Annotated in this window: 7 protein-coding genes; 5 read left to right on the plus strand and 2 right to left on the minus strand. The window is 43.4% G+C overall.

Going from position 1 to position 13,301, the window contains the following annotated elements:
- Positions 1 to 99: 99 nt before the first annotated feature.
- Positions 100 to 1,476, minus strand: a complete 1,377-nt coding sequence (locus ACFSKL_RS18655) for a TolC family protein (protein WP_376888251.1) — start codon at positions 1,474 to 1,476, stop codon at positions 100 to 102.
- 311 nt (positions 1,477 to 1,787) lie between these two features.
- Complete coding sequence (locus ACFSKL_RS18660) at positions 1,788 to 2,354, minus strand: Crp/Fnr family transcriptional regulator (protein WP_376888252.1); 567 nt, start codon at positions 2,352 to 2,354, stop codon at positions 1,788 to 1,790.
- 752 nt (positions 2,355 to 3,106) lie between these two features.
- Here ACFSKL_RS18660 and ACFSKL_RS18665 point away from each other — a divergent pair.
- From ACFSKL_RS18665 to ACFSKL_RS18685, 5 genes are read left to right on the plus strand one after another with little or no spacing between them, the layout of a single operon-like run.
- On the plus strand, positions 3,107 to 5,302 hold the full coding sequence (locus ACFSKL_RS18665; RefSeq protein WP_376888254.1) for a fasciclin domain-containing protein: 2,196 nt from the start codon (positions 3,107 to 3,109) through the stop codon (positions 5,300 to 5,302).
- Positions 5,303 to 5,312: 10 nt separating this feature from the next.
- Complete coding sequence (locus ACFSKL_RS18670; RefSeq protein WP_376888256.1) at positions 5,313 to 8,549, plus strand: SusC/RagA family TonB-linked outer membrane protein; 3,237 nt, start codon at positions 5,313 to 5,315, stop codon at positions 8,547 to 8,549.
- Positions 8,550 to 8,559: 10 nt separating this feature from the next.
- A complete protein-coding gene (locus ACFSKL_RS18675; RefSeq protein ID WP_376888258.1) occupies positions 8,560 to 10,026 on the plus strand; it encodes a RagB/SusD family nutrient uptake outer membrane protein in 1,467 nt (488 codons plus the stop codon).
- A gap of 8 nt (positions 10,027 to 10,034) precedes the next feature.
- Positions 10,035 to 11,654: a fasciclin domain-containing protein gene (locus tag ACFSKL_RS18680; protein WP_376888260.1), complete on the plus strand. Its 1,620-nt coding sequence runs from the start codon at positions 10,035 to 10,037 to the stop codon at positions 11,652 to 11,654.
- Between the two features lie 12 nt (positions 11,655 to 11,666).
- A complete protein-coding gene (locus tag ACFSKL_RS18685; protein WP_376888262.1) occupies positions 11,667 to 13,256 on the plus strand; it encodes a fasciclin domain-containing protein in 1,590 nt (529 codons plus the stop codon).
- The last annotated feature ends 45 nt before the right edge of the window (positions 13,257 to 13,301 follow it).

Here is a 13,301-nt window from a genome sequence, read left to right on the forward strand (position 1 = left end):
CGCATGATTTCATATGGATAATTTAACTACTGGTATCATTGCGGATAATCATAAAATTGAATGGATGTCTATCCATGTGCATAAGGCAATCAAACCTTCCTATAGAATGGCCAGCTGATCCAGGCTAAGCATTCCTTTTCCTTCCAGCACCTTCAAAGCTGCTTGGCGTTGGTTATAGAGAGATTGGGTCCATTCCAACATGGCCTCTTGGTAGTCACTTTCGGCAGTGAGCAATTCCGAAAGTTTGATCAAACCCAAGGAGAATTCTTTTTTGGCAATTTCTAGCTGTTTACCGGCAATTTCCGTTGCTTTCAGGGAGAGTTTAAGCTGTACACCAGCCTGTCTGTAATCCTGCATGGATTTTTCCTCCGCCAATGCCAACAATTCTTCTGTCTCAACAATCCTTTCGGTAAGCATCTTTTGCTCAATTTTGGCTTTTTTGGAAGCATGGTTCGTATGAAGTCCATCAAAAATCTCCCATTTGAGACCTACACCCACATATCCAGTTGGATAGATTGTGACATTGCCTACCCGATCGTAGCGAAGCCCGGAGAATGCCGCCACTTTGGGAATATGATTTGATTTGATTGCCTTATATTTCCACTGCTCGGCTTCGTATGCCGAATGGAGCGCCCTCAGCTCAGCCCTATTCCCATAACCTCCTTCCAATAAGACATCCCTCTCTTCTGAATTGATTTCCAACTGGTTCAAGCGAAGCCCATCCACCCCTGTCATTTGAGAAAGTTTCTGCTCCAAAATAGACCTGCTGTTGGAGAGTTCCTCCTGTTTTGCCTCCAGCTTCAACATTGCCAAGGAGATTTTTTCGAGCTCATGCCTAGGAATAAGCCCATTTCCAAATGCACTTTCAGCAGCCAATTTCTGCCTATCCAGTCTTTCGGCAGCATTGGCGAGCACCTCCTCAGACTGCCTGATCAGCAGTGCTCGGTCGTAGTAAGAAGCCAACTCCAACAATAGCGAAGCAGAATGCATCTCTTTTTGAGCTTTGATGACGGATTCCTTTTGCTCCAAAGCCTTCATATATCTGGGAACCTTCAACCCAGAAAACAAAACCATATTAGCTGAAATATTGGCTCCCATATAGGTATTCCCCATAGAAAAACTGCTTGTTTCGGGAATGATCTCAGGAGATATGGGGACGGGAAGCTGCCCCAGCAAAGGCCAAATTGGAGCCAGATGCGGAGTTAATATATTTCTCGTCTGCAATTCCATATCAGAGTGGAATGCTGCATACCCACCTGACAGCTCCAGTTTGGGCAGGTAGGTCGATTTCAACATATGCTTCTCTACCTCCACCAACTCCAACTGGGAATCCATCTGTGATTTTTGGTGACTGCGCTGCTCTGCCAGCCCTGCCAGCTCTCCAAAAGTCCAACGCTCCTGCCCCATTGCATTCTGACTGCCTGTCAATGCCATCAGCAACATGAGGGTCTTTGCAATTCTTTTAAAATTATCCATAGTCATTCTGTGTTCTATTTTTCGGAAAAAGTTGAACGACACGTCATCCCTGATACGTCAACAGAGGTGTCCAAAGGAAGATTTGACAAGAAAACACACTAAACCCAGCTGTCTGGAAAGCAAAAGAACCCACCAACATCCAATACTTTGGATGATTTCTACTTGATGGGCATAAGGCAACCATTCTCCAACCATTCCTGTGAAAACACCTTCAAGAAACCTCTTGACTGAAATTCATTCAACGATGCAAAATTAGATTGGCTACCTGTGGATTCTTTTGATCTAAATCAAAAAGCGAAACTTGAAAACATTTATTGTTTCTTGGAACGAATTCTACTGAGGGTCTCCTGTGTGATCCCCAAATAAGAGGCTATATGCCCCAAAGGAGCCCTCAAAATAATGGATGGCTGTCTTTCTTGCAAAGTATCATACCTTTCCTGGGCATTTTGAAACTGCAAGGCTACAATCCTGTGACTTGACTTCAACAAAAAATGCAAAAGAAAGTGGCTTTTCACCTTCTCCATTTCAGGGAATTTGGAGAGCATATCATCCAAACCTTCCCTACTCAGACTGTATAAAACACAATCTTCCAAAAGCTCTATGGAGTAATTGGATGGGGTACCTTCAAAAAAACTTTCCGGAACTGTCACCATATCTCCCTCAGAGTAAAAACCATAGGTAATCTCCTTGCCGTGTTGATTGCTGTAAAACACCCTTGCCATTCCCTTCTCAATAAAATATATCAAGCGGGCGGTATTCCCTGCTTGATGGAGCATATTCCCTTTGGGCTTCTCCTCCAGTGACACCTTGAGGAGCATCTCTTGCCTGGTTTCATCAGAAAGTCTTACAATTTGGTCCAAATAATTCAATAAGGTCATATGAGATCTTAATCCGGGTTAAAAAAGGATGTACTTATAGATTCCAAATATACAGATAAAGTTCTTGGCGAACCTCACCCATACATCCAAAAAGACAAAGTGCAATACTACCGGCAAGATTTTGAAGCAGCACTCTCACTCCTTATTTCAAATCTCCAAAAACTTTTGAAACATAAGTATCCTGTTCTCTTTTCACCTCCTCTTCACTCTTTTTTCATAGCCTTTTCGCTTCCTTTGAAGAAAAAAAACCACAATTAAACTTTGGTATCGAATCCCTCCTGCCCCACTCCAGTGTAGAAGATATATTTCAAAATAGTCTTCAAAAAATCAAAAAATATTATCTATACCCAACACAAAGCCACTATTTGGCACAAATGTATATTCTACACTTTTCATTTTTGACCTGAATTAATTTATTTTTCAACAATTAGTCGGATTAGAATAGCATTATCTAACAGTTTATTAAACATTTCACACACAATTTATTAATATTCATATAAATCAAGTAAATATTGTAATATAAAACATGGTAAACTTACCTGTTGTATCCTGCCCTACAGGATACAACAGGTAGGTTATATTTTGACCTAGGGATATATTACAAATGTTAATTCTAAAAATATAGCCTATGTAAAAATATTACTTCATTAAGTGTTCGTTTTACACTATTAAATTTTTGATTGTAAACATTACCACACACTTATTTAATTATTGCCCTTCAATTTTATTTATAACAAAAACCCAAAAGTACAATGACCAAGAATCTATTTTCTTCTATGGCCATGCTGTTGCTGCTGTTCAGCTGCAAGGAGTTTGGCTATGAAGAGCATTACAAACGGCCGGAATGGCTCCGGGGAAATGCATGGGAAGTCCTCGAAGAAGAGGGACAGTTCGGCATATTTCTCGAAGCTGTTGAAAGATCCGGTTTTGCGAGTTTAGTAGAAGGCAAAGGGGTAATCACCGTGATGGCCCCGACAGATGATGCCTTCAAAGCGTATTTACAAAAAATGGATCTAAATTCCATTGACCAACTTTCCAGTGCAGAAATCAGAAAACTTGTTGGATACCATTTGGTATATTATGCGTTTGACAAGCAGCGATTTGCCAATTACCAGCCAGAAGGGTCTGATTTCCAACAACCCGCCTCCGCAGGGTTCTATTTCAAACATAGAACCAAAAGCAGGGACACACTATCGGTGGTATTTGATCCAGTGGAAAACAGGGACAAAAAAGTCTTCCATAAAGAGCGGTTTCTCCCTGTGCTATCCAGCTATCACTTCAATTCGAAAAGTATAGACGCCCAGTCCAACTATGAGTACTTTTATCCGGGAAGCACTTGGACTGGCCAAGGAGGAGGTTTCAATGTTTCCAATGCCTCTGTGACAAATTATGGAATACCTACGGACAATGGATACATCCATATCATCAACCAAGTCATAGAACCACTGGAAACGGTCCATAAGGAGCTTCAAAATGCACCGGATTATTCCAGTTTTATTTCCATCTACGACCGATTCCGCACATTCTGGTACGATGAGAAGACCTCTGCAGACTATGCTGCCCCTGGAGACTCTTTGTTTGTGATGTCACATACAGGACTTCCACAGATTGCATCCGAATGGTCTTACAATGGAGAAGGAGGCCTTCCCGATTATGCCAATCTACCGCAACTCTCAGGAATAGCCTTCAATGTATTTGCTCCCAATAATTCGGCCATGACCAGTTTCTTCAATGAATATTGGGCAGAACACTACACCAAACTCTCGGATGTAAATTTCCTTCCATTATCACTTCTATTGAATAACCATGTATATCGTGGGTCGGTAGTGTTTCCTTCGGAAATCTCAAGGGGTTCAATTAGAAGTTCCTATGGCAATGTTATCCAATTTGACCCTTATCAGGATGTTAAGGATAAGAAAATATGTTCCAATGGTGTTTATTATGGGCTGGAAAGTGTAGTGGCTCCACCTCTCTTCCATAGTGTAGCTGGCCCCTTATTGAAAAATCCTGCCAACAAAATGTTCCTACAAATGGCCCATGGATCAAATGTCTTGCAGGCACTTAACAGTGATGCTTTAGACTTTACGGTTTTTGTGGCTTCAGATGATGTGGTAAGCAACACAATCTATGGTGGAAGCGAAATTTTCTGGGATGCAGGCCACCCATTGCTTTTTGGTGATGAGTCGGTCCAGGTAGAAAATTCCGAAGGCATACTTGTTCCTATGAGCCAAAGGGCCATGGCATTGTTTGTAGAAAACCATATTGTATCAGAGCGGATCACGGAAATAGGCGGCAAGGCGGTATATAGGACGAGAAACCCCTTCAGCTATCTCTATGTGACTGATCAAGGAGTGGCATCTTCCAATACATATAACTTAGGGACGTTTGTTCCTGCCGTGGAAATCGAAGGACCATGGATTAATGGAAAGGTGTATAGTGTAGAAACCTCATTGATCAGGGAAGAAGGCAGCTTCAAATATATTATTGCCACTGCCACCTCTGGCACCAGCACGATACGGGAATTTTCAGAATTCTCCAAGCTTTTGGCACAGGCTGGCCTGATCAATATCAACGACGAGTTCTCTTTCCTGTTTGGGGATAATTATGTGTTGTTTGCCCCTACCAACGAGGCAATATTACAGGCTTTGGAGGAAGGACTTATACCGACAGACCAATCAGAACTAGCCCGCTACCTTCAGTATTATTTCGTGCCAGTTTCCATCAACTCCCTGAATGATTATCCATTCCCTGGTTTTGGGGTGGAAGGAGAAATGTTGACTTCCCAATTGGAAAGCAATGTCCCTATGAAGATCAAACTGATCGACAAAGGAAACAACCTGCAGCTTCAGTCTGGTGACGGAAGTATTGCCAACGTAGTCAGTGAGTTCCCCAAAATCTATATGGATGGGGCTGTCTATCAAATTGACAGGGTTTTAAAATCTCAATAAGGAAACTTTTATGAAAATACACTATACACTTACATGTATTTTGGCATTGGCTTTCAGCCAACTCTATGCCCAATCTACAGTTTTGACGGGAAAAGTTCAAGATGTCAACGGAGAACCGTTGATAGGTGCGAGCATATTTGTGGAAAACAACCAAAGCAGAAACTTGGCTGGGGTGGCTTCCAATGCAAACGGTACATTCCGGTTGGAAGTGCCCAGACAAGACGATTTGACCATCGTTTTTTCTTACATCGGTTTTGTTACCCAAAAAGTAAAATATGGCAACCAGTCTAACCTGGTCATAACCCTGAAGGAAGATTCTTTTGAATTTGGCTCTGCAGAAGTAGTCGCCAAAAAAATCGAAGTCAACTCATTGGGAGTTTCAGAAAGACAACAAGTCTCTTCTTCCCAAAAATTCAGCATCAAGGAGATTGAAGACGTCCCAATGGTTTCCCTTGAATCGGGACTTCAGGGGAGAATGGCTAACGTGGACATCATAGCAGGTGCCGATCCTGGATCCAGAAGTTCGATCCGAATCAGGGGGACATCTTCACTGAACGCCAACGTAGAGCCTCTGATCGTCATTGACGGGATTCCCTTCCCTACCAATATTACGGATGATTTCAACTTTGCCACTGCCAATGACGAAGACTTGGGAGCCCTGGTCAACATCTCCCCCAATGACATCGAATCCATAGAAGTATTGAAAGATGCAGCAGCTACTGCCATCTGGGGATCTCAGGGTGCCAATGGGGTCTTGGTATTTACGACGAAAAAGGGAACCAAAGGAAAAACAAGGTTTTCTTTTTCCTCCAAAATGGACGTGAAGCGAGAGGCAGCCCCTATCCCCATGTTGAATGGAGCACAATATGTGAGTTTGATCCAGGATGGGGTTTGGAATTCCATCAATGACATTGGCTATGCTGCAGGCTTGAATTATACCAACTTACTGTATGAGACCAAGGAGATCAACTTTGATCCGGAATGGGCATATTTTGACGAATATAACCAGGATGTCAATTGGATTGATGAAGTGACCCAATTGGGGTATTTTTCAGACAATTCTTTCTCCCTAAGTGGTGGTGGTGACAAAGCTACCTACAGGGTTTCCTTGGGCTATCTCCATGATGTAGGTACCACTATGGGTACTTCCTTCAACAGATTCAACTCCCTGGTCAGTATGAATTACAGATTCTCCAACAGACTGAGAGTCAATGCAGACATGTCTTATTCCCAAAGTGAGAGGCAAAGCAGTTGGACAGAAAACAGACTTGCTTCACCGAGAGGCTTGGCCATGTCGCGGATGCCTAATATGAGCCCTTATGTTTTGGATGCCAATGGCAACAGAACTTCAGAGTATTTCACTCCATTGGAAAATTTCCAGGGTTCTTTTATCAACAACAAAACATACAATCCTGTGGCAATGGTCCGAGAATCGGAAAACAGGACTTTGGCGGACAATGCCAGGGTTGTTTTTAGGCTGATCTATGATATCAATCCGGATCTGCAATATACAGGCACAGTTGGTTTTGATGCCCGGACGAACAAAAACAAAAAGTTTTTGCCCCAATCAGTCACTGGAGTATTGTGGACAGACCCTTATTTCAACATGAGTTCAGACTTGATATCTGACCAGCTCTATATCAATACCGAAAACAAGTTCATCTACAATAAAGAACTGAATTCCAAAAACAACATCATCCTAAGTGCATTGCTTCAGACAAATGAAGGGAGGAATTTTAGCTATGCCAGCCATACCAGTGGCAACGCTTCTTCTTCCCTGAGCGATCCGGCATCTGGCGGTGCTGTCACCGGAATGGGATCCAACAACTCCATGACCAGAAGAATCGGCTTGATCACCAACGCCCATTACACCTTCAACGAGAAATACATTATTTCGGGAGGCTATCGCTGGGAGGCCAATTCCAGTCTAGGTGTAACCCAAAGATGGGCTGGATTTCCATCTATCGGTGTAGCGTGGCACTTTGGTGATGAAGGATTTTTCAAGGATCTGAGCGGGATTGACATGGGTAAGTTGAGAGGTTCTTGGGGCAAAAGTGGCAATGCTCCTGGAGGTGCATTTCCCTACATAGGCACATTCACCCCCATCACCCCCGGATACATGGATATGATTGCCATCTCCCCGGCGAGCATGCAGCTCGATAATTTGCGTTGGGAGACTATCACCCAGAGCAATATTGGTGTTGATCTAAGTTTATTGAACGGTAAGTTTTACCTATCTGCTGAAATATATGACAGGGAGACTTCTGATCTCTTGCAGAAAGATGTAAAACTCCCTTCAACTACAGGATTTTCCGATGTAAGGTTTTACAATTCCGGAAGGGTTTACAACAGAGGTTGGGAAATCATGCTCAACTATGACATCGTCAGGACAAAGGATTATGGTTTTGCAATCAACTTCAATATGTCCAGAAACCGAAACGAGGTCATCGAACTTCCCGACAACATGCAGTTTGAAAACTACCAGTTTAACAATGGGAATTTTGCACACAAGATCGTCGAAGGCAACCCCATTGGGTCATTCTATGGATACCGCTATCATGGTGTATATCAGAATGCCGAAGAAACCTATGCCCGCGACATCAATGGAAACTTGATATATGACATCAACGGCGAACCGGTATTTTACCAAAATGGAAACCGTAAAGTTTTCCCTGGAGATGCCAAGTATGAAGACGTAAATGGGGATGGTGTGATAGACCAGTATGATATCGTGTACTTGGGCAACGCTATGCCAATGCTGACCACTGGCGGTGGGTTCAATCTCAGGTACAAGGGCTGGATGCTGAGCACCTTTTTACATGGCCGATTGGGTCAGATGGTAGTCAACAGAACCAGAATCGATACAGAAAACATGAGAGGGACCGGCAACCAAAGTACTGCTGTACTGAGGAGATGGAGACATGAGGGGGATGATACGGAAATCCCAAGAGCCCTTTTTGGCGAAGGGTACAACTACCTTGGTTCCGACCGGTTTGTAGAAGACGGCTCTTTTGTGAGACTGAAAATGATCTCCCTGAAATACACCTTGCCAAAAAACATCCTAGACAAATTCAAAATGGAAAGGATGGATATATTCATGACAGTTCAAGATGTGTTCACCTGGACCAAATATACTGGACAAGATCCCGAAGTGCCATTATCCAGCAACATCTATATGCTGAGCGTGGACAATGCGAGCACACCACGGCCAAGAAGGTATGCCTTGGGTATAAACTTGAACTTTTAATTGAAAAAAGATGAAAAAGAGATATTTAATCCTATTCACTGCCATGATGAGTATATTCAGCTCATGTGATGGATGGCTTTCCATACAGCCGGAAAACGACCAAGTCAGTGATGAATATTGGGCTGATAAAGAAGAAGTCGAGGCAGTACTGGGTGCTGGATATGTCCATCTCAGAAGCGCACTTCAAAACATGTTGGTTTGGGGAGAGCTAAGGGGCAACACCATCGGCTTGGGTGGTTTTTTCAATGTCGATTTACAGCGATTTGCAGTATGGGACATTATCCCGAACAATGACCTGGTAAAATGGGAGCGCTTCTACCAAGTGATCAACGACGCCAATATGGTGATCGAATATGCACCGGCGGTTGTAGACAGAGACCCTTCATTTAGCGAGCCAATCATGAAGTCTTTCATATCGGAAGCTTATTTTCTCAGGGCTTTGTCCTACTTCTACTTGGTGAGAAACTTCAGGGATGTACCATTGGTCTTGAAACCTTACATGGATGACAGAGAGCCTTTTGAAGTGGAGAAATCACCCGAGAACGATATTCTCCACCAGATCAAAATGGACTTGGTCAATGCCATTGAATTCAGCAAAGAGATTGCTCCAAGTATCTGGGAAACCAAGGGTAGATCAACAAAATGGGCTATCTATGCTGCTTTGGCTGACGTGTACCTATGGACAGGGGAATACGACAAAGCAATAGAAGCCTGTGATATGGTGATCAACTCGGGCAGGGTCGGATTGATCGACGGAGTCGTCAACAACAGAAACAACTGGTACACCATTTTCAACCCTGGCAACAGCAACGAAAGCATTTTTGAACTACAGTTTGATTTTGCAAGAAACCAGACCAATAGCCTGCTATCCTGGTTTGGCACCAATTTCAACTATGTAGCATCCCAACACGCAGTCTTTTTGTATGAAAGCTCCAGTGAAGATATCAGGGGAGTCGGAGCCAGCTATACCGAAAACAATTTCAGGGTTTGGAAATACCTAGGAGCAGAAGCAGGAACTGGAGTCCCACGTACCAACAGCGACCAGAATTGGATCATTTATAGGATGGCTGACATCTACCTGATGAAAGCTGAAGCCTATGTCATGAAGGGACCGGGTTCCTATGAAGATGCCATGGAAATGGTCACCAGGGTTCGCTCCCGTGCAGGGATTTCCCAACCCTTGGCGCAAGGAGGTACCGAATTGGAGATGTTATCGATAGTCATGGATGAAAGGGGACGCGAATTTTTGGGAGAAGGAAAAAGATGGTACGACCTGCTTAGGGTCGGAAAAAGAGACGGATATAGGTATAAAGATTACCTGATCGGGCAAGTCCTGATCAGTGCTCCGGCAAGTTCGGCTCCTATAATCCGTTCCAAACTGCTCAATGAGGACAGTCATTTCCTACCTATTCACAACAGCGAACTGATCGTGAATACCAAACTTGTCCAAAACCCATATTACGAAAATCTAAATTGATCTGAATCATGAAAAATATTCGAGATGATATATTCAAAAACCTCTGCCTCTTCTTAATGATCGGACTGGGTTTATGGGCGCCATCCTGCCAAGACCCATACGCCGACTCCACCTTTACAGCCTTTGAAGAGCTACCTATGGCGACGATGCTGAGACAGGATCCGCAGAATTTTTCCCTTTGGGTAGAATTGATGGAGCATGCAGACCTGTTCAATACCTATAACCTGAACACCACCTACACTTTCTTTGTCCCCAACAATGATGGGGTCAAACGATACTTGCAAAACAATGGGTTGCAAAAGGTGACAGATATTGCCAAAGATGATGCACAATACCTAATCAAGTACCATACTATCCATAAGGTCAGATTTGACCAAAGCCAGTTTGAAAGCGGTACCATCAATGATGTCAATGCTACAGACGACAATCTTTCCATAGAATTCAGGGAAGGTGGACTGAATGCGATCTATGTCAATGGTACAGCCAGAATAGTCCAGTTGGATGTCAATGCCACCAATGGAGTTGTACATGTATTGGAGGATGTATTGGTTCCTGTAAGGGAGACTATCTTGGATAGGTTGACAGAGGACAGGTTTTCCATTTTTCACGAAGCGGTAAGGCTGACTGGTTATAGTGGGGACCTGAACACTGTATATTTTGATGCGACTGATGCTTCCGGAAACCCAATAGAAGTAAGGTATAGGTTCACATTGTTTGCGGTATCCAATGAAGTGTTTGCACTCGAAGGAATCCAAAATATAGATGACCTAAAGTCAGCCCTGGGTGTAGAAAGTGATGATTTCAATTCAATGGACAATCCCTTACACAAGTATGTTGCCTACCATATTCTGGACCAAGTGAGATCTTATACCGATTTGGCCAGATTCCCTGAGGGAGAAAGCACCATGAACATCAATACTAAGGCAAGCAACGAATTGCTCAACCTCAGCGATATCGGAGGTTCTCTGGTGGTAAACTATAATCGAGAAGAAGAAAAGGGAGTGAATTTTACACAAAGCAATGTCAACTGTAAAAATGGGGTGATCCATGAAATGGACAACTGGATGCCATTGTTCACTCCACCTAGGGTTACAGTCATCTGGGAATTTACTGATTACCCTGATCTTGCGGCTATCTGCACACAGTTCCAAAACCCAAGCTTGGGATCTACCTACACCAAGGTAATCAACCAAGGGGAGTTAAGTTCTTATACTTGGAGGACAGTCCCTGAATACAAGGGCAACGCCGTATCCTATAGAAATAACAGGGGTGCGGATGGCATCTGGTATAGAGATGCATTGAATCACGATCATTTAAGACTGGAATTGGGTCCATCAGGTTGGATCGAAATGGAAACCCCTGTATTGATCAAAGGAAGCTACAGGGTTGTGCTGGTGTATATAAGTCCAAGAACATCAACCAACACCGGAATTCTCCAGTGCTCTATCGATGGCAGAAGGTTGGGAAGCCAATTTGTCAATTCGAATTCCAGAGAAGACCGGAGATTGGAAAGACAGCTTTCAAGCAGTTTTTCATTTGACGAAACCACCAGTCATACTTTCAGGATTGTAGCCATCGATGGAAGGCTGCTTACTTTGGATTATGTAATGTTCGAACCTGTTGACTAACCTTTAATAACCATGAAAAATTTAAAATACCTAATCATATTATCCCTTATTGGATTTTGGGCATGTTCTGAAACCTGGGATGAGCATTATGGAATGCAGGAAAACAGTGACATTACCATGGTAGTGTCCCCCCTCAATTTGCTGGAATATTTAAGGACAAATCCAGAGTATTCGAAATTTGTCGAAGCACTGGAACGAACAGGAGTAGCCAGGGAATTGGAGCGAGATCAGTACCTATCAGTCTGGGCAGTGAAAAACTCGGATATGGATGTCTTGGTGGGACTTGATTTGGATGAAGCCTATGTCATGAAATACCATGTAAACAACCTGAGCTATGACATGGGCAAGCTCAAGAGTGGCTTGCGGTTGAGATCATTAAACGGAAAATACATCCCGGTAGAAAGTCAATCTGGAGGCATCGTAAAAGTAGCCGACGCCACCATTACCGAGGGCAACCAATTCTGTAAGAATGGGGTAATCCATGAGATTTCAGAATTGATGATCCCCGATGAGAGTATTTATGAATACCTGTTCAATCTTGAAGATGATTACTCTATCATCAGGGACACCATATTTGCCATGAACGATACGCTTTTCGATGTGGACAACAGCATACCGCTGGGAGTAGACCAGTCTGGCAACACCATCTATGATTCAGCTTTTGTCATTCGAAATCCAATTTTTGAGCAAGTGGATTTCAAATCTGAATTTTCGCAAGTGACCATGTTTGTCCCTAGCAACCAAGTGATAGAGGAATGTTTCCAAAACTTAGGGGAGCTTTATGCGCAATTTGGCAAAGAGTTCACAAAAGAAGATACTTTGGTAGCCTACAATTGGATCAAACATGCCTTGTTTTACAATCAGGTGGTGGATAATTATGGCATGGAAGAAGATATACAATCTGCTTTTGGAAGACTTTGGAAGACCACAGTTCAGGGCGTCAACCCCCAATACAAAAGGATGAGCAATGGAAGGGTTTATGATGTGACTTTTCTGAAAATCCCGAACAATGTCCATATCGCCATGATCAAACAGCTCTTCCATTATTATGATTTTGTTCCGGACGAGAAGAAAGAAGAGCTGTTCACCTTCCATAATGCCACGAACATAGTCACCCAGGTGACTGATAATTATTCCTTTCCTACGATCAACGTATCAGGGGCCTATACCATCTTGAGGGTATTCGGTGGCAACATCCCCGGTAGTCCTGTAGCGGTGGATTTTACCCCAGTAATGTTGGCTACCAATCCGGATGGTACTACTACAGCCATTGAAGTAGAAGTACCCCCGGGCGAATACAACCTATACATGGGATTTCAATCCAGAAACCACCCTTACATCAATGTATACATAGATGGCAAACGGGTAGCCTCTGAGCTGAATGTAGAACCAGCTACTCCATGGAATTATGACCGTGCGACCAATACGGTATCCGGTACCAGATGGAATGGCTGGGGAGGATTGGTGAATGTTGTGAACATTGAAGGAGACGAAGTGAGGAGCTTCAAAATCAGGATAGAGTTTGCCCGGCATGGGCTTGGGAATGCCGAGGAGCTGAAGCTTTACCACTGGGCCCTCATCCCTACCCAGAACAATTACTAAGTGGTTGATATTTCATGTCCGGCTTTGTCCGACAAAGCTGGATTC

This window comes from Belliella marina (assembly GCF_042682445.1).
Taxonomy (GTDB): domain Bacteria; phylum Bacteroidota; class Bacteroidia; order Cytophagales; family Cyclobacteriaceae; genus Belliella; species Belliella marina.

Excerpts from the sequence above, each read along its gene's own strand:
- ACFSKL_RS18655 (WP_376888251.1), bottom strand. The coding sequence starts at position 1,476 with ATGGATAATTTTAAAAGAATTGCAAAGACCCTCATGTTGCTGATGGCA.
- ACFSKL_RS18675 (WP_376888258.1), top strand. The coding sequence starts at position 8,560 with ATGAAAAAGAGATATTTAATCCTATTCACTGCCATGATGAGTATATTC.
- ACFSKL_RS18670 (WP_376888256.1), top strand. The coding sequence starts at position 5,313 with ATGAAAATACACTATACACTTACATGTATTTTGGCATTGGCTTTCAGC.
- ACFSKL_RS18660 (WP_376888252.1), bottom strand. The coding sequence starts at position 2,354 with ATGACCTTATTGAATTATTTGGACCAAATTGTAAGACTTTCTGATGAA.
- ACFSKL_RS18665 (WP_376888254.1), top strand. The coding sequence starts at position 3,107 with ATGACCAAGAATCTATTTTCTTCTATGGCCATGCTGTTGCTGCTGTTC.
- ACFSKL_RS18685 (WP_376888262.1), top strand. The coding sequence starts at position 11,667 with ATGAAAAATTTAAAATACCTAATCATATTATCCCTTATTGGATTTTGG.
- ACFSKL_RS18680 (WP_376888260.1), top strand. The coding sequence starts at position 10,035 with ATGAAAAATATTCGAGATGATATATTCAAAAACCTCTGCCTCTTCTTA.